Source organism: Neglectibacter timonensis (assembly GCF_900048895.1).
GTDB classification, from domain to species: domain Bacteria; phylum Bacillota; class Clostridia; order Oscillospirales; family Acutalibacteraceae; genus Acutalibacter; species Acutalibacter timonensis.
The window spans coordinates 1,158,593-1,176,669 of record NZ_LT160640.1 but is presented as its reverse complement, the minus strand read 5'-3'; the positions used below and the strand labels follow the sequence as shown (position 1 = coordinate 1,176,669).

Sequence of the window (18,077 nt, the reverse complement as noted above, 5' to 3'; positions counted from 1 at the left end):
GATCTGTAAAATGGGCAAGAAACGCTTTTTTGAAGAAGAGGGAAGGCTGGTCTGGCGGGGCAACGGCGAGGTGCTGGTGTTGGAGCCCTGGGGGAGGAACAGCCTGCGGGTGAGGTCCCGCATGAAGGGAGAGGTGATCCCCTCCCACTACGCCCTGCTTCCGGAGCCGCCGGAGCCGTCTGAAGTGCAGATAGAGGCAGGAGAACAGAAGGCCTTTATCAGCAATGGAAAACTCCGTGCGGAGCTGGACTATGACGAGTGGTTCCACAATTGCAGAATCCATTTTTATAATCACACCGGGAAACTTCTGTTGGAGGAGGCCTATCACTACGGCGGGCTGAAGAAATTTGTACGAAGCTTTACCCCGCTTCCAGGCGGGGACCACCGCCTGGAGGTGAATTTTGAGGCTCCCGCCGACGAGAAGCTGTTCGGCATGGGGCAGTACCAGCAGGAATATCTGGATTTGAAGCACAGCATTGTCGAGCTTTCCCAGCGGAACACCCAGGCCAGCGTCCCCTTCCTGCTTTCCAGCCGGGGATATGGGTTCCTCTGGCACAACCCGGCGGTGGGGAAAGCGGTGTTCGGAAAGAATTTCACCCAGTGGCAGGCAGAGGCTTCAGAGCAGATGGATTACTGGATCACAGCGGGAGATACCCCCGCGGAGATTGAAGAGGCCTATGCCTCGGTGGTGGGCACCGCACCCATGATGCCGGAATACGGCCTGGGTTTCTGGCAGTGCCGCCTGCGCTACTGGAACCAGGAGCAGCTTCTGGAGGTGGCCCGGGAGTACAAGCGCCGGGGCATCCCCCTGGACGTGATTGTGCTGGACTTTTTCCACTGGCCCAAAATGGGGGATTTCCGCTTTGAGGAGGAGTTCTTTCCCGACCCCCGGGCCATGGTGAAGGAACTGCAGGAGATGGGGATACGGCTGATGGTTTCCGTATGGCCGCAGATCGCCCTGACCAGTGAAAACTATGAAGAGATGCGCCAGCTTGGCCTGCTGGTCCGGGTGGAACGGGGGGCCCAGGTATGCATGCAGTTCCCGGAGGACAGCGTCTTTTTCGACGCCACAAATCCCCGGGCCAGAGAGTATGTCTGGCAAAAATGCAAGCAGAGCTATTATGACAAAGGCGTGCGCATCTTCTGGCTGGACGAGGCTGAGCCGGAATACGGGGTGTTCGATTTTGACAACTACCGGTATGAGCTGGGGCCTGCTCAGCGTGTGAGCAACCTCTATCCCCAGCTGTATTCCAGGGGCTTCTACGAGGGCATGCAGCGGGAAGGGCAGGAGAACATCGTCAACCTGGTACGCTGTGCCTGGGCCGGCAGTCAGCGCTATGGCGCTCTGGTCTGGTCGGGCGACATTTACAGCACCTGGACCGATTTCCGGCGGCAGATCTGCGCGGGAATTAACATTTCCCTGGCTGGAATTCCCTGGTGGACCACGGATATCGGTGGTTTTTCCGACGGCGACCCACAGGACCCAGGCTTCCGGGAATTGCTGGTGCGCTGGTTTCAGTTCGGCGCTTTCTGTCCGGTGATGCGCCTGCATGGCGACAGGATGCCCGCCAGAATGATTTACCGGAAGGACGGGACCCCCACCATGCACACCGGCGCGGACAATGAGATTTGGAGCTTCGGGGAACCGGTTTATGAAATCCTCAAGCGTTACGTCTTCTTCCGGGAAACCATGCGCCCTTATCTCCGCAAGGTGATGCGGGAAGCCCATGAAAAGGGCACGCCCGTCATGCGGGCCATGTTCTACGAATTCCCGGAGGATCTCAAATGCTGGGAAACGGAGGATCAGTACTGCTTCGGTCCGGATCTGCTGGTGGCTCCGGTGACCTCTCCCGGGGCGGTGAGCCGGAAGGTGTATCTGCCGGAGGGCGCCCGCTGGGTCTCCCTTCATAATGGGGATTCCTATTCGGGCGGGCAGACTGTGGAGGTAAACGCACCTCTTGAGAGCATTCCCGTCTTTTTGCGGGACGGCGCCCACAGCGAGTGGATCGGGAAAATCTGATTTGTTCTGCCGGCGGAGGACCGGCCGGAGGCATGCCGAACGGCCGTATCATCAATAAAATATCATATCTTCACGGGAAAGGATGAGGAACATGAAAAGGGAGGTTTTGAAAGAGCTTCCGCTGAGCGCCGCAGCGCTTACAGGGGGGATGCTGCAGGAATATCAGCAGCTTCTGGTGGAGGAAATGCTTCCTTACCAGATAGAAATCCTGGAGCAAGGGGGCGCGCTGGACATGATCCGGCGCGCTGCCGGTTACCGGGTGCCGGAACGCACGGAGCCGGGACGGCCCACGGATGTGGGCAAGCTGCTGGAAGCGACGGCCTATGCCCTGCTTCTGCGGGAAGACCCGGCGCTGAAAAGAAAGCTGGAAGAACTGATCGGACTGCTGGAACAGGCCCAGTACGCGGATGGTTACCTGCATCCCATTATGCAGGCGTCCCGCCCTTCGGACAGGTTCCTCTCCCTGCTCATGTCCCATGAAATGTACACTCTGGGCCACTACATGGAGGGGCTGCTTGCCTGCTATGAGGCGCTGGGGAACGAACAGGCCCTCCGCTGCGCCAGAGGGATCGGCGACTGCCTGTGCCAGTGGTTCGGAACGGAACCGGGAAAAATCCGAGGCTACGACGGGCACCCTGAGGTGGAACTGGCGCTTTACCGGCTGTATGGCTGTACAGGGGAGAAAAAGTATCTGGAGTGCCTGCGCTTCTTTGTGGAAGAGCGGGGCCGCTCCGGACCGGAGCATCCCCATTATTTCGATTGGGAGCAGCAGCGGAACCGGGAAAAATTCGGAAAGCCCGTGCTGGGGGAGCTTTCCCGCTGGGCAGACCGACACCGTCCCTATTGGGGAAATTACGAGTATTTTCAGGCCCATCTTCCCGCCAGGCAGCTTCGGAAGCCCACCGGGCACGCCGTGCGGGCAACCTATTTTTACTGCGGCATGGCGGACCTGGCAATGGAGACGGGCGATGAGGAGCTTATGGAGGCCTGCCGCAGCCTGTGGCAAGGCTTTGAACAGGGAAATGTAGCGCTCAACGGTTCTATCGGACAGGATGGGTTCTGGGAAGGCATCGGCAGGGCTTACGACCTGCCGCCGGACTACTCCTACAATGAGACCTGCGCCGCCATCGGCCTTTTCCTGTTCGGCCACAGGATGATGCGCCTGGAGCCGGACGGCGCTTACGGCGACCAGATGGAGCTGTCGCTGTACAACACGGTACTGGCGGGAACTTCTCTGGATGGCCGGCATTATTTTTACTGCAACCCGTTGGAGGTCTGGCCTCATTCCCTTTACCGCTACGATAAAATCCACATTCAGGCTAGGCGCTATGAGTGGGACGACTGCCCCTGCTGCCCGCCCAATGTGGCGCGGCTTCTGGGAGAGCTGGGACGATTTGCCGTCCTTTCCGGCAGGCAGGAAGCCTGGGTGAATCTGTATACGGGCCTGCGCTGTACGCTGCCGCTGGATTCCGGGCCGGTACGCATGGAAATGGTAACGGAATATCCCCGGGAGGGAAGGATTCGGATCACTGTGCTGGATTCCGCCCGGTTCACGCTGCGGCTGCGGATTCCAGCCTGGTGCCGGGAATGGAGGCTCCTGTTAAACGGAGAAAGGACGCCCGCCGCAGCAGAAAAGGGCTTCGCAGCGCTGGAACGCAGCTGGCAGCCGGGAGACTGCGCGGTTCTGGAACTGGAAATGCCCTGCCACAGGGTCTATGCGGATCCCCGGGCTTACCACCTTGCCCATCAGACGGCCGTTATGCGCGGTCCGCTTCTGTACTGTGCAGAGCAGGCGGACAATGGGGAGCTGCTGTCGAGGATCCTCCTGCCGGATTCCTCTGTACTGGAGGAGCACTGGGAAGAAGACCTGCTGGGCGGCGTTTACACCGTGACGGCGGAGGCGAGGCGGGCAATGCTGCAGGAAGGCCCTCTATACCGTGCCGGGCCGCCCGCCTGGGAGAAGATGCAGCTGAAGCTGGTCCCCTATTATACCTGGGCCAACCGGGAAGAGGGAGAAATGCGGGTGTTTTTTCCGGAGATACGAACAGGGTTATGACAAAGGAGGGCCTCCGGTTTCGCGAAGGCATGACAAGGCTGTGAAAAAAGGTCTGGCTACCCGGCTTTCCAGCCTCGTTGTCGGACGCATTTTTGGCAGACAGATACAAACACGGAGTCCCCTGCAAAAGGGGCGCCGTGTTTACGTTAGCTGTGGGTTATCTCTATCTGATATCTTCAAAGTTGCTGTTCGTGCTGGATGTCGAAGGCGGTATACCAGATTTACAGCATAATGGCCTTTATAGTTCCTTGTCCTTTCGCAGTCTTTTCTTCGCTTCTTCAATGGTTTCACCGTCTTTGGCAAGGTAACGGTCAACAAAAGCGTCCTCTATTTTGGTATAACCTCCAACAACGCTTTTCTCTATTTTTCCAAATGTTCCGACGATTTTCCCGGCAATCTTTTCATTTGCCCTTACCATTTTAGAGTTTGCCATCATTACACACCTTTCTTTTTTATTCCTTTCCTTGTGCTTGTCACGCCAAGCATCCATACAAATAGGCAGACAGCAGCCCCGATTAAAATATTCATCGTACGTGCGCTGAAATCATTTATGTTTCCAAAAGAAGCAAGCATAGAGCGCTGCAGGATTAAAACAGACACAGCTGCATCCGCATAGCCGATCCTGCGAATCGTTGCAAGCAATGGCGAGGAATTTTTCCTCTGCTTCACTGCCCGGATGATTGCCATTGTGATTTTGTAGAACGTGTAGGCGGCAATGGTAATCATCATCACGGAATCATGTTCTGTCACGATATTTTCTGCCCAACTCAGGTAAATGGCGCCTGTTAAAACAAAACTCAACACAGCAAGCAGTATGCCGGACAGCTTCATTACGAAATATTCTGTGTCAACAGGAGCGGCAGAGTTACTTTTCCGTCCGCATAAAACGGCTGAAAAGCGCATGGCGCTTAAAATGGTATAGTAGGCGCACATAGAAATAAACCAGAGCGACTGATTGGCCATGCCGAGCGCACCATGATAGAGTGCATACAGCAAATTGGCGGAGAAGCTCAAAGCCGCGGTTGCTACAATTCTGTATCGCGATTCCCGCACAAAACGTTTTGCGATTTTTGAGGTTTCCAATTTATCCAAAGCTCTTTGCTTTATTCCCATTGGTTAAACCCGATTATGAAAGGGCGCGGTATGGATCGGCCGCCGTTTTTTATGCGGAACAATTCAACTGAAATGGTCCCTGTGCCAGAGACAGAAAAGATATCATGACTCATTCCCGAATACCTTTTGCCAAGGGTATCAAGCAGAGCAGGACGGCAATACCAATCACTCCAATCACAATTCCCAGAATCATATTTTCCCAAACCATGCTGAAACACATTCCAACGCCCAAAGCTAAAGCACCGGCAACCCCGACGATAACCATAAGGATGGTTTTCCCCGAGAACTGAATGGGCGCTTTACGCTCCATTTTCCGCCATACAATCAGGGTGACAATCCCAAGGAGAAGCCCCACACATCCGAATACGATTCCCGGCCGAAATGCTCCCCATTCAGCGATCAACGCCATACACATCCCAAGCGCGAAGAAAACTCCGCTGACCGTTCCCAATACCATGGCGACAAAACTGCTTTTTTTCATTTGAAATACCTCCCTGAATTATTAAAGCAACAGTTGTTGTTTTTTTGTAAATCCAGTATAATGGAAGCAGAGAGCGGAAACAATCATCAATCTGCACACATGTGTTGGAATAATAGAAGAGGGATAGTATGAACACCAAAAACAATCGGCGGCGGCGGGAATCCACGGAACGGATAGAAAGGGTTTTTATTGAATTGCTGCAAAAAAAGGAACTTCACGAGATAACCGTTTCGGATATCTGCAAACAGTGCGGATTGAACCGCAGCACCTTTTATGCGAACTATGCAGATATTTATGAGCTTGCAGACAAAGTCAGAGAGGGTTTGGAAAAAGAAGTAGATTTACTTTATGAAGCAGAAACAACGCAAAAGTTTAACAGCAACAACTTTTTAAAACTGTTTCGCCATATCAAGGAAAATCAACTGTTTTACCGCACCTACTTTAAGCTTGGGTATGATAATCAGTTCCAGCTCAAGTATTATGACATTCACCAGGCAAAGCGGGATTTTGATAATCGGCATATTGAATACCACATTGAATTTTTCAGAAGCGGCTTTAATGCAATTGTGAAAAAGTGGCTTGCGGGCGGCTGTCAAGAGACGCCGGAAGAAATGGACGAAATAATCCGTGCCGAATATCAAGGACGCGTATCCTTTTAATACCCTTATCCTGCCCGTACTTTGTGCCGGGCGTTTTTTATGCCTGCAATACCGGAATCCGGATTTGTTTTATCGCTATCCCGTTCAAAGCCCTGAGAGCCGTTGACAGGGGAAAGGCCGAAATGAAATAATTGGAAGAAAGAAAAATGGGCTGAGAAAGGAAAGAACGGAATGGCTGTCAACTTAAAGGAAAAGTATCACTGGCTGGTGCTGGCTGCCTGCTGCGGCCTGGCGATCAGTTCTATCGGTATCTGCTGTAATTCCCTGGGAGTATTTTACACCCCGGTCTCGGAAGCTCTGGGAGTGGGGCGAGGGGATTTTGCCCTGCACGCCACGATTTCCCAGCTGGCGGCCGGGCTGTGCTGCCCTCTGGCGGTGGCGCTGCTGCGCCGCTGCAGCCTGAAGCTGGTCTTGGCGGCAGGGATCGTGCTGGCCTCCCTGTCTACCGGGCTGATGGCACTGGCAGACCACATCGCCTGGTTTTATGTGCTGGGTGCCCTGCGCGGCGTTGGCTGCGCGCTGTACGGGCTGACGCCTTTGATGGTAGTGCTGGGGAACTGGTTTCAGAAGAAGCACGGTATGGCGGTGGGGATCGCCATGTGCTGCAGCGGGCTGGGCGGAGCAGTGTTTACCCCGATTTTTCAGCAGCTGCTCCTGACTGTTGGGTGGAGGACTGCCTTTCTGGTCATGGCGGCCTTCATCGCCGTATTGGCGCTTCCCGGGGCGCTGTCTGTGCTGTGCCTGAAGCCCTCCCGGAAAGGGCTGCTGCCTTATGGCGCGGTTGCGGCGTCCGTGCAGGAGGAAGCCGTTGAAAGCGGACTGTCGGAAAAGAAAAACGCCGGCAAAAGCGGATTTTTGTCTCCTGCTTTTCCCATCTCCATCCTGTTTGCCCTGCTGTGTGCATGTATCACTGGTTTGGGCCAGCATTTTCCCGGGTATGCGGAGCATGCAGGCATCGGCGCGGCGGTGGGGGCGCTTATGGTGTCGGCCTCTATGGTGGGAAACATCGTGTCCAAACTGATTTTGGGGGTGCTCAGCGACGCCATTGGGCCGTTTCGCTCCTGTTCTCTTATGACCTTAATCAACTGCGGGGCTCTTCTTGCGCTTTCTCTGCTTCCGGTAAGGGGCTCACTGCTGCCTCTTGTCTGCGCGTTTTTCTATGGGACAATCTATTCCGTGGCTGCAGTGGGGGTGCCTCTGGTGGTTCGCTTTGTCTTCGGGCCGGAGCGTTATGATGCGGTATACGGCGTTGTGGCGGTGTTCACCAGCTGCGGAGGTGCGCTGGGCCTGAGCGTGATCGGCTATCTCTATGACTTTTTCGGCGGATATGGAATTGCGATTGGCGGCTGCGCAGTCCTTGGGGCGGTCAACGTGGCCCTGCTGCTGGTTTTGGCGCTGCTGCGCAAACGGGAGCAGGCTGCAGGTCCGGAGGAGCGGAGCGGAAAAATTTCCGTACAGGCAGCAGAAGAACTTTCCTGAGGGCCTCTTCCTTTTTCCTTTGATTTCGGGTAAAATAAAAAGAAAAAGGCGGTGCAGGCAGATGGAATGGGTTCAGGAGACAGGCCGCATTTATGCGGTAGGGGAGGATGGGAAATTACTGGCCGAGGTCACGTTTCCCGAGAAAGACGGAATCGCTCAAATCAACCACACCTTTGTAGATGAATCCCTGCGGGGACAGGGTGTGGCGGGAAAGCTTCTGGAAGAGGTTTCTCAAAGGCTGCGGAAAGAGGGGAAAAAGGCGGTTCCCATCTGTTCTTATGCGGTGAAATGGTTCGAAAAGCATCCGGAATATTCCGACTTGCTTTCCTCTTTTCAAAATTCTTGAAAATGTCATAGCTTGTTCAGGAAATTTTCACAGAGGCAGAGTAGACTGTAGACAGTCGGAAACGACTAAACTTCTTTTTCATAACTTCCTCTTACCTCCTCTTTTTCGAAAGGGCTGTCCCTCCAGGGCGGTCCTTTCGTTTTTTGTGCAGGTACTGATTTAACCGGTATTTCACTTGCGGAAAGCGAATTTCTGGAGTATGATAAAAAACAACATCTGGTTAGAAGTTATGAGGAAGGACGTGGAGCAGGGCATGGAGTTTACGGAGCTGCTGCAGAGGACGGCGGATGTGGCGAGAGGGGCTGGCGGACTGGTGCTGGCGATCAAGAAGCCGGAGGTATTTACCAAGGAAGGGCATTCAAATTTTGTCACAGAGGCGGATCTTGCCTCTCAGAAGTACTGCATCGGAAAACTGTCGGGAATTTTGCCGGAGGCTCATTTTTTTGCGGAGGAGCAGGAACAGAACGCGCTGGAGCCTGGGTATAACTGGGTGATCGACCCCATTGACGGCACCACTAATTTCATGCGGGGCTACCGCCATTCCGCCGTCTCCATCGGCCTGGTGAAGGATGGGGAAGGCGTTCTGGGTGTGGTGTATAACCCCTATACGGAGGAGCTGTTCGCCGCAGTCCGGGGAGAAGGCGCGTTCTTAAACGGCGCGCCGATCCAGGTCTCCCAGGCGGCGATGAAGGATGCGCTGATCGTATTTGGCACCTCGCCCTATGACAGGGGAAAAGCGGCGGAAACCTTTTCAGTGGTTCAAAAAATTTTCCTCTCCTGTGGGGATATCCGGCGTTCCGGTTCCGCGGCGCTGGACCTGTGCTATGTGGCCGCAGGCCGGTGCGACGGCTTTTATGAGGGACAGCTTTCTCCCTGGGACTACGCGGCAGCCTCCGTAATACTGGAGGAAGCAGGCGGAAGGATTGGGACCCTGGAGCCGTATCGTTTCTCTTTCCGGGAACAGCAGCCCATAGTGGCCGGGAATCCGGAGGTGTATGAGGAAATCAGGAGGCTGAGCAGTGGCGGGCGTTCTGCAGGGGACGGGCTGAACCAGTAAAATGGTACGCCTGTATTCTGTCCGGGGAGACGGCGCCCCCTTTCGAAACAGCGGAGCGCCGCCGCCCGGCCCAATATGTCAGGCAGTGTATCGGGGCAAGAGAAGGCTTTTCGACGGACTGAAAAGAAAAATGAAATTTGACGGAAAATTTTGAAAAGAAGGGTTGACTTTTCTTATTGATCAGGCTATAATTATCAAGCGTCAAAAACTTGCTGGTGTAGCTCAGTTGGTAGAGCAGCTGATTTGTAATCAGCAGGTCAGGGGTTCAAGTCCGTTCACCAGCTCCAAACCGGGCGGTCCGGCCCGCTGATGAGGCCGGATACGTCTTGTGTAAAATTTCATATTGTTTATGGGGGAGTTCCCGAGTGGCCAAAGGGGGCAGACTGTAAATCTGTTGTCGACGACTTCAGTGGTTCGAATCCACTCTCCCCCACCAAGTGGGCCGGTCATAATAGATGACCGGCCTATTTTTCTTAGGTTTCATGCGGGTATGCGGGCTTTTTAGAGCCCAAAAACAGTTTTCCATAGATGCCTTTTTCACAAAATGGCAAAACAAAGGACTTTCACAAGTAGATGCGGGGCCTCCGCCTGATTATTCAGGTCGGAGGCCCCGCTTTTTTGCGTTTTAACCCCTTTTCCCCGTTGTCGGATGTGTGGAAGTTTCCGGCAGAAAAATAGATGGATTGACAAATCCTGAAAACAGGTTAATTTCAAATCCCTGAAGCGCAGGGGAGTGGCGAGGATGCGAAAAGCGCGTACATCATTGATTGGAAGGATAATCCTGTACGGTCAGAAAAATCACAAAATAAATGTTGACTGTTCAGTCTATAATTGTTATATTGATATAGACCGAATGGTCAATTTTATTTGAAGGTGAATTCATGATACAAGAAGAAAAAACTTGCCGTACAAAAGAACGCATTTTGCAAGCGGCGATAACAGAATTTGGAACAAAGGGATATTCGGCTGCCACGATAGGAGCCATTTGCAGCGAATATGGCATAGCGAAAGGGCTGCTGTATCACAATTTTGCGGGAAAGGACGACCTGTATTTAGCCTGCGTATCACGCTGTTTCGACGGGGTGACGGCATATCTGCAGGGACAGGATTTTGGCACGGACCTGCAACGCTATATGGAATGCCGATTTCGGTATTTTTTGAAGTTCCCTCGTTATGCCGGGATTTTTTTCGAGGCTATGCTTCAGCCGCCAACAGGACTGAAAGCAGAGATAAAAAAGCGAAAGGAAAATTTTGACCGATATAATCGATGTATTTACCGCAATGCCCTCGCTGAGATGACACTGCGGAAAGATATTACCGAAAAAGATGCGCTGGAATATTACGAGATTATGCAAGAAATGTTCAATGGCTATTTCAGCAGTCCAGCCTATTCTGGCAAGGACTTTCAAGCTCTTGGGTCGGAACATGAAAATCGCCTTTCAAAAATTTTGGATTTCATGTTGTATGGCATAGCAGAAAGAGGCGCGAAACAATGATTTTATTACTTTTTCGATTGCTTGTTGCGATTATCCTAGCATTTATAACGGGAAAAATGATTTCAAAATGGAAGCTTCCCTCCATCCTGGGATGGCTGATTGCCGGTATGATTCTGGGTCCTCATGCGCTGTCTCTGGTGAACAATGAATTGCTGAATGCCGTCTGGTACCAAAGCATCATGCATGTTCTGGAATGCGCTGTTGGTCTGATGATCGGTACCGAATTAGTGTGGAGAAAAATAAAAAAATCCGGACGCTCTATCATCATTACTACTCTCACCCAATCTTTAGGGACGTTTCTGTTGGTGTCGCTGGTGTTCGGCCTGGTGTTTTATTTTTCTCATATCCCGTTATATCTGGCCTTTCTTTTCGGTGGTATCGCACTGGCTACCGCCCCGGCGCCGGCTCTGTCCATCGTGCGGGAATTTAAGACCAAAGGCCCGGTCACCTCTACCCTGATTCCAATGGCGGCTCTGGATGACATCGTTGGCTGCATTGTCTTTTTCAGCACGATGGCGATTGTGGCGGGAAACCTATCCGCCGGGGATTTGCCGGCCTATATGATTCCTTTGATCGTCATTTTACCGTTGGTAATAGGCGTGGTCACCGGCCTGTTGGCGGGAGTCGTATTGAAAAAGGAACGCGGTACGCCGCTGACTCTGGCTTTGCTCTGTGCTGCCATTCTCATTGCCTCCGGCGTGGGATTCCTGTGTAATAGCCTGCTGCCCAGTCCGGTGCTCAACTTCATGCTCATCGGCATGGCGTTTTCCGCCACTTTTTCCAATATGGTATCAGAGAAACGGCTGGAACAAATCATGAAAGGCTTCAACCCGATTCTGGGTGTAGCAATGGTTATTGTTATTCTAAATCTCGGCGCACCGCTGGATTTCCATTTGATCCTGGGTGCGGGCCTGTTTACAGCGATTTATATTGTTTCCCGCGCCCTGGGAAAATACTTTGGAGCTTTTTTCGGCGCATCCATCACCAAATCCCCCAAAATCGTACGCAATTTCCTGGGATTCACTCTGCTGCCCCATTCAGGCGTATCGCTGGTTTTTACCGGCATTGCCGTTTCGATGCTGACCGGTCCGGCTCCGGAGTGTGCGAAAATTATGCAGGGTACGATTGCTGCTGCAGCCGTTATCAACGAAATTATCGCTGTTATCGCGGCCAAAAAGGGCTTTGAGTGGGCAGGAGAATTTAATAAAGAGGAAGAAAAGAATGAAAAAGATTTATCTGCCAATTGAGGAAAAGGTATATAGATAAACTGCCGTAGCCAACATTTTATGGACGCGGTGTATGCGCATCTAAAGTATCCACCCCTATCAAAACCGACATGTTTTGACATGTCGGTTTTTTATAATTCTTGCTTTTTATTATTATGTTTATTGCGGCTTTTCTTATATATCGGTATTATTCCAATCAAAAAACGGCAGTGAAGAAAAACTGCCGTTTTTTCTTTTTTCAAAAAAAGGACAGGCTGCATCCGGATAATTTGAACCTCACTGAAAAGGAACGGAGGCTTTCTCTGAGAAGCCTTCAACGGTCAACGGCCATACCGTTGACCCCATACGCCCAAACTGCCCATAAATATTCCAGATTAGTGCGAAAAGGCAATTGCATTTTTAAGAATGGCATGTGATAATATAAAGTATAGTATTTAATAGTAATAGAATCTAACTATTCACAGATCAGTCTGTGTTCTTCATTTGAAGTTTTGTTTTACCGCTGCGGATTGGCGGAATTCCGAAAAAGAAGGCACGAGTATATGAGAAAGCGCATTAAGCATCTATTGTTTCATCAGGACAATCCGGGCTTGCAGTATGCGGTTCCAATCGTCTTCATTGGGGTTTTGATGCTGGGGGTATTGACAGCTCTCCTGATGAATACCGTGGGGCTTCACAGGAGGCTGCAGGAGAATACGGAAAAATATGCCGATGATATATCGGCTCAGCTGGCAAGCAATATCTCCGCCAGAATGGAACTGCGGAAAACCTGTATGCACAATTTGGCGGATACCCTTTCCGAAATGCCGGAAATTCTGCTGACAGAGGAACTGCTGGACCGCAAGGCGCAGTATCTTGAGATGAAGGAGATATTCGTGCTGAAGGCCGATGGAACCACGATCCCAGCGGATACGGGGCATATGGAGCTGGAGGGGTATCTGGCGGAGCATCCGGAGATGTATGAAGCGCCGTATATTTTCTTTACCGAACATGATGAGGTGTTTTTTTTCGCCCCGATCTTCTGGGATAACGGAGGTGAGGCCAGCCTTTTGATTGGTGTGCGTACCAACACTGTTCTTCAGCAGATGCTCCAGGAGGTGGATTTTAAGGACCAGGGCCTGTGCTGCATCGTAGATAGGGATGGGACTATGGTTGTTTCCGCCACGGACGAGGCTCCTTTTCAGGAACTCAGCGCCGTCTTCAACAAGAGCTTGGACAGCGGGGATGCTGCGGAAGCCCGGAGGGTGCTTGAGGATATTAACGAACACCGCTCCGGGGTGGCGCAGTTTAAAGACATCGGCGGTGAGCCGCTGATGCTGGGCTACGATTTTCTGGGTATCAACGACTGGATGCTGCTGACACTGCTCCCGTCCAATCTGTTCAGCGAGGGGACAGGGGCGTATTTGATCCAGAATGTGGTCATCATCGGTATCATGGCGCTGACGATGGCTCTTATTTTCGCCTATATTGTATGGAGCTATCGTCAATCCCTAAAAAAGATACAGGCTGTCGCCCTTACCGACTCTCTCACAGGCGGGAAAAACAACCTGGCGTTTCAGATGGCGGGGACAAGCCTGCTTCGTGAACATCCGCAGAAAAGATATGCCATCGTCTGTCTGAACATCCGCAACTTCAAGCGGCTCAATGAGAGGTTTGGCGTGAAGACAGGCGATGCGCTTCTGAGGCAGATGTACGGCGTCTTGCAGGACTGCCTGCATAAGGGCGAGCTGATGTCCCGTGCGGCGGGGGACCATTTCTATCTGCTGTTGGAATGCGGCGGGGGAGAGGACGTGCGGAGCCGCCTGCAAACGGGGCTGGGACGGCTGGAAGAGCAGCTGCCCGAGCAGTTTTCCATTGACCGTACCCGTGTTTCCCAAGGGGCTTATTTGATTCCAAACTGGGATACAGACTTCCTGATCCTGCAGGATCGGGCTAAGATGGCCAGTACCTATCAATTGGAAAACGAGCCCTGCAGGTTTTATGATGATTCCCTGGGCAAACAGGTGGACCGAGAGCAGTCGCTGGATGATTCCTTCAAAAGCGCCATCCGAAATCGTGAATTTAAGTTGTATATACAGCCAAAGGTATGTCCCAACCAAAACCGGACCCAAGGCGGCGAGGTTTTGGTTCGCTGGCAGCATCCGGAGTATGGCCTGCTCTTTCCGGGGGAATTTATCCCGCTGTTTGAACAAAACGGCAAGATTCAGGAACTGGATTTCTATATGTTTGAGGAGACCTGCAAGCTCTTGAAAGCTTGGCTTGCGGAGGGAAGGGCAATGCCCCTGTCTGTCAATCTTTTCCGTGCGCACCTGATTTCCGGAGACATGTCGTGCTTGGACCGCTTTAAATCCATCAAGGAGGCGTATCAGATTCCGGACGGCTTGATTGAGCTGGAATTGACAGAATCGTTGATGCTGGAGCGCCGGGAGGTCGGCGTTGTGGCGGGGATGATCGACTGCATCCGGTCGATGGGATTCCTCTGCTCCATGGATGATTTCGGTTTTGGATATTCTTCCCTTGCCCTGCTGAAGGATCTGAATGTGGACACAGTGAAGCTGGACCGGCAGTTCTTTGTGGGCGAGAGCGAAAAATCATGGATTGTGGTGGGGCAGCTGATCCGGCTGGCTCATGAGCTGGGCATCACCGTAGTGGCGGAGGGCATCGAAGACAAAAGCCAGGTGGAAAAGCTCCGGCAGTATGACTGCGACTTGATCCAGGGTTATGTCTATGCCAAGCCGATGAGCGTTCCTGATTTTCAGAATTGGGTCGCCACGCAGTGAACCGAACCATGAGAAACGGACAATCGAAAAGAGCCCCCTGCTGTAGGAAAATAAAACTACAGCAGGGGGCTCTTTGACAGGATAAACGCCGAAGGTGAATCCGAAATCTGTTTTCTTTGATGGAACGCGGGCGGCTTCACACTGGATTTTTTAGAAAGATTCCTGCCTTCGGGCTTTCTTTCATCCTTGATAGTGGAAGGTTCCCCACTCGGTTTCCTGTTCAACGACGGCAGTGGACTGGGACAGAGATTCTATCTCGTCTGCGGTGACTTCCCGCTTCAACTCGCCGGAGAGGAAAATGCCTTCGCTGACCAGCATGGTCTGCAGCGCCAGCCAGGCGGTGTCGTAGCGTTCCTTCAGTTCGCCGGACAGATAGGCGATCCAGCAGGCCTGGTCATCCGCCAGGAAGCGGGCGTCAGGGTCGCGGAAAACCTCGCTCATGCCGTTTTCAGCTGCCTTCAGGTTAATGTCCACGTTGGCCAGATCTTTGGTGGTCAGGAATTTCAGGCCGGGAGCGGGCTTGCCCCAAACCATATCGTCCTCGGTCAGTTTCAGGCCGCCCTTGTCGCCTACCAGGAAGGCCGGCCCCAGTTCATCCATGTGGATGGCCCAGGATTCGATCACATCCAGGGTCAGGCCGTTTTCATAGGTGGCAAGTCCAATGCCTAACTCTTCCACCTCCATGCCGCCTTCGGCAGCGGGCTTACCCAGATAGGGGACTTTCTGATAGGTGTGGCCGGTGACTCGCTCCAGCTTGGGGGTGCCCAGAATGTACAACAGCTGGGAAATGTGGTATACGCCCATGTCGTACAGGGCGCCGTGGCCTGCCCAGCGCTTGGTCAAAAAGTCGCGGGAAAACGCCGGCGGGGGCACATCCAGGCCGGGACGCATACAGCGGCGCAGACCCACGGAACGGGCGTGATAGACCTGGCCCAGTTCTCCGTTTTCCACCATTTTCCTGGCAATACGGCTCTGTGGACGGAAGAGAAAATCCAGGTGAATGGATAATTCCTTGCCGGTCTTCCTGGCTTCCTCATAGAGATGCTTGGCGTCTGCATAGGAACCGGCCATGGGTTTCTCGCAGTAGCAGTGCTTGCCTGCGCGCAGAACCTCCAGGGACATGGGGACATGCAGGTTGTTGTGCAGACATACGTCCACTGCGTCGATATCGTCCCGCTTTAACAACTGGCGATAATCGGTATACAAATCTTTGATCTGGTATTTTTCTCCCCAGGTTTCCAGCTTCTTTTTGTCGATGTCGCAGGCCGCCACCACTTTGGCGTTGTGGATTTTTCCGTAACGCTCCATATGCTGGTGGGAAATAACGCCTGTGCCGATGATTGCAACGCGAATTTCTTTCATGGGAATTTACTCCTTTTTTGTTTTTTAGTACAAAGGAAGAGGCGCTGAAAACAGAGAAGTCCGCCAGGCTGAAAGCCGCGCCCCTGGACGCTCCCAAAATGCGGCGCCGCCGTACGGCGTGCGTGCGGAGGACTATTCCTTTTCAATCAGGTATCCGGCAAAACAGAGGGAGGAGCTTTCTTCCAGGAGCCGTCGTAATTCAGAGGAGCCAGCACGCGGCGCGCCTGGGCCAGCTGGAAGGCGACGTTGTTGTACTCGTTGGTGGACTTGTGGCTTTCCACGCTCCAGCAGCCGCAGTAACCGGCTTCCTTCAGAGGCGGCAGCACCCGGTCGGCCTCTTCGCAATGTTCATAATTCATATGGATGTGCATGGCTCTGGAGGCAAAGCGCCGGTCACAGGCGTCTTTTTCCCCGTCGCTGCCAAGCCAGTTTCCCAGGTGCAGCAGCAGGCCGAAATTGGGCTCGTCTACCCGCTCAAACAGAGTTTCTATCAACTCCGGATCCCAAGAAGCGCCCCAGTGATTTTCCGGCCCCAGCTTCGCACCGAATTCAGCTGCTGCCCGGCAATATTCCTTATACTTCTTGGAAACGTAGTCAATCTGCTCTTCGCTGGCGGAATCCTCGCGGACGCCCACATCGATGCGGATGGTCTTGGCTCCAAGCTTTTCGGCAATCTTGATATACTCCCAAGCACGCTGTTCGTTTTCTTCCCGGGTCTTTAAGTCGTTGTCCCAAACATGGGCGCGGTCACAGCAGAAGTTTACCACTTCCAGGCCGCGCTCCTCGACAGCATTTTTCACCTTTTCAATGTAATCGCCGTCGGTGGAGTCCAGCATCCCATTCCAAATGTCGGCCGTCATCAGGCCGTAGCGGTAACGGACGCTCTCCAAATACCCGAAAATATCCATGGCGCCGATATTTTTCAGGCCGTGGAAGGAGTAGGACATCACCGCAAAATTTGTGTACTCGTTCATCGCTCTTTTTCCTTTCTTTCCTATCTATTTTTCCGGCTTACCGCTGGAAATAGTTTTCAATGAGTTCCATGGTTTTACGCACATTTGCAAAGTCCCTGCCGCAGGCGCCGTTGCATTCTATGGAGTACCAGCCCTCAAAATTGTGTCTGCGGGCAATCTCCGCCATCCGTTTAAAGTCGGTGTGGGAATCGCAGCCCTCGCCGTATTCAGGGGAGAAGGCATAGGTCTTCATGTGGGAGCACAGGGGCTTGCCGCAGGCAAACATCATGTCGATGCCCCGGTACATGTCCTCGCCCAGATGGAAGTTGCCGAAGTCGGGGGTCAATTGGAAGTTGGGATGGTTTACCCCTTGGAAAATTTCCATGCAGGCTTCCGGCTGCTCCGTAGCTCCGCCGTGGTTCTCCATGGTGACAGCTACATTTTTTGCAACCCCATACTCTGCCAATTCCCTGTAAGAGGCGATACAAATGCTCAGATCCAGCTTGCCGTTTTCATCGTAATTGATGTGGCCGGAGTTAAACCGCACGCTGGGGGAACCCAGCTCTGCCGCGATGTCGATCCATAGCTTCAGCATCTCAATGTCGGATTTGCGGGCAGTCTCATCGGGATTTCCGATGTCGCCGAAGTCAACCGGCATGTTGCAGACCGTTAATCCGTACTTTTTCAGGTAGTCTTTTATCCGGTCGATAGACGCCGGCCTGACCCGGCCCGCTTGGGACATTTTATCCCGCATGGCCTTCCTCAACTCCGGATCCATTTTCATTTGGGGGCGTTCTGCCTGGTTGGGGGCAGAGCCATCCGGGAGTACCGGGTCCGGGCTTTTGTCGGGGTCGCCGGACATCCGGGGCATGACGTCCGGGTCTACGATGTTGAAGGCGACGATTTCCACGCCCTCAATGCCCAATTCATGGATGGTACGGAATAAATCCTCCAGGGTTGGCATTTTTTCGGTGTAGAGGATATTGGAGAAACTGTAGGTTGATACGGCCATTTTGTTTCTCATGGGGAAACTGCTCCTTTCAAAAATA

At 52.9% G+C, this 18,077-nt stretch carries 15 protein-coding genes and 2 tRNA genes; 11 read left to right on the top strand and 6 right to left on the bottom strand.

Annotated elements, in window-relative coordinates; genetic code table 11:
- Positions 1-10: 10 nt before the first annotated feature.
- Both BN3911_RS14555 and BN3911_RS14550 read left to right on the top strand, forming a co-directional pair.
- The gene (locus BN3911_RS14555) at positions 11-2,020 is read left to right on the top strand and encodes a glycoside hydrolase family 31 protein (protein ID WP_066866882.1); all 2,010 of its coding nucleotides are present in this window, start codon (positions 11-13) and stop codon (positions 2,018-2,020) included.
- Between the two features lie 91 nt (positions 2,021-2,111).
- Positions 2,112-4,076: a glycoside hydrolase family 127 protein gene (locus tag BN3911_RS14550; RefSeq protein WP_066866880.1), complete on the top strand. Its 1,965-nt coding sequence runs from the start codon at positions 2,112-2,114 to the stop codon at positions 4,074-4,076.
- Between the two features lie 238 nt (positions 4,077-4,314).
- Here the strand turns inward: BN3911_RS14550 and BN3911_RS14545 are convergent, their stop codons facing one another.
- From BN3911_RS14545 to BN3911_RS14535, 3 genes are all read right to left on the bottom strand, one after another.
- On the bottom strand, positions 4,315-4,512 hold the full coding sequence (locus BN3911_RS14545; RefSeq protein ID WP_338086353.1) for a hypothetical protein: 198 nt from the start codon (positions 4,510-4,512) through the stop codon (positions 4,315-4,317).
- Positions 4,512-5,168: a hypothetical protein gene (locus tag BN3911_RS14540; protein ID WP_242871137.1), complete on the bottom strand. Its 657-nt coding sequence runs from the start codon at positions 5,166-5,168 to the stop codon at positions 4,512-4,514. Before BN3911_RS14540 ends, BN3911_RS14545 begins: the two co-directional genes overlap by 1 nt.
- A 130-nt stretch (positions 5,169-5,298) precedes the next feature.
- A complete protein-coding gene (locus BN3911_RS14535; protein ID WP_066866873.1) occupies positions 5,299-5,670 on the bottom strand; it encodes a hypothetical protein in 372 nt (123 codons plus the stop codon).
- A gap of 128 nt (positions 5,671-5,798) precedes the next feature.
- Here BN3911_RS14535 and BN3911_RS14530 point away from each other — a divergent pair, with 128 nt between their 5' ends.
- The 9 genes from BN3911_RS14530 to BN3911_RS14485 all read left to right on the top strand — a co-directional run bounded on the left by BN3911_RS14530 (position 5,799) and on the right by BN3911_RS14485 (position 14,713).
- Positions 5,799-6,329, top strand: a complete 531-nt coding sequence (locus tag BN3911_RS14530; RefSeq protein WP_066866871.1) for a TetR/AcrR family transcriptional regulator — start codon at positions 5,799-5,801, stop codon at positions 6,327-6,329.
- A gap of 171 nt (positions 6,330-6,500) precedes the next feature.
- On the top strand, positions 6,501-7,808 hold the full coding sequence (locus BN3911_RS14525; RefSeq protein WP_066866869.1) for an MFS transporter: 1,308 nt from the start codon (positions 6,501-6,503) through the stop codon (positions 7,806-7,808).
- A gap of 61 nt (positions 7,809-7,869) precedes the next feature.
- Complete coding sequence (locus BN3911_RS14520; protein ID WP_066866867.1) at positions 7,870-8,154, top strand: GNAT family N-acetyltransferase; 285 nt, start codon at positions 7,870-7,872, stop codon at positions 8,152-8,154.
- A 199-nt stretch (positions 8,155-8,353) separates the two neighbouring features.
- The gene (locus BN3911_RS14515; protein ID WP_242871136.1) at positions 8,354-9,211 is read left to right on the top strand and encodes an inositol monophosphatase family protein; all 858 of its coding nucleotides are present in this window, start codon (positions 8,354-8,356) and stop codon (positions 9,209-9,211) included.
- A 211-nt stretch (positions 9,212-9,422) separates the two neighbouring features.
- Positions 9,423-9,498: transfer RNA gene (locus tag BN3911_RS14510), tRNA-Thr, on the top strand.
- A 64-nt stretch (positions 9,499-9,562) separates the two neighbouring features.
- Positions 9,563-9,647, top strand: a tRNA-Tyr gene (locus BN3911_RS14505).
- 445 nt (positions 9,648-10,092) lie between these two features.
- A complete protein-coding gene (locus tag BN3911_RS14500; RefSeq protein ID WP_066866865.1) occupies positions 10,093-10,707 on the top strand; it encodes a TetR/AcrR family transcriptional regulator in 615 nt (204 codons plus the stop codon).
- A complete protein-coding gene (locus BN3911_RS14495; protein WP_066866863.1) occupies positions 10,704-11,954 on the top strand; it encodes a cation:proton antiporter in 1,251 nt (416 codons plus the stop codon). Before BN3911_RS14500 ends, BN3911_RS14495 begins: the two co-directional genes overlap by 4 nt.
- Positions 11,955-12,475: 521 nt before the next feature.
- Entirely contained in the window at positions 12,476-14,713 is a 2,238-nt protein-coding gene (locus BN3911_RS14485; protein WP_066866859.1) for an EAL domain-containing protein, read from the top strand.
- A gap of 180 nt (positions 14,714-14,893) precedes the next feature.
- Here BN3911_RS14485 and BN3911_RS14480 read toward each other — a convergent pair whose 3' ends face one another.
- From BN3911_RS14480 to BN3911_RS14470, 3 genes are all read right to left on the bottom strand, one after another.
- The gene (locus BN3911_RS14480) at positions 14,894-16,075 is read right to left on the bottom strand and encodes a Gfo/Idh/MocA family protein (RefSeq protein WP_066866857.1); all 1,182 of its coding nucleotides are present in this window, start codon (positions 16,073-16,075) and stop codon (positions 14,894-14,896) included.
- Between the two features lie 146 nt (positions 16,076-16,221).
- Complete coding sequence (locus tag BN3911_RS14475; RefSeq protein ID WP_066866856.1) at positions 16,222-17,049, bottom strand: sugar phosphate isomerase/epimerase family protein; 828 nt, start codon at positions 17,047-17,049, stop codon at positions 16,222-16,224.
- A 37-nt stretch (positions 17,050-17,086) separates the two neighbouring features.
- Positions 17,087-18,052: a sugar phosphate isomerase/epimerase family protein gene (locus tag BN3911_RS14470; protein WP_066866854.1), complete on the bottom strand. Its 966-nt coding sequence runs from the start codon at positions 18,050-18,052 to the stop codon at positions 17,087-17,089.
- Positions 18,053-18,077 lie beyond the last annotated feature (25 nt).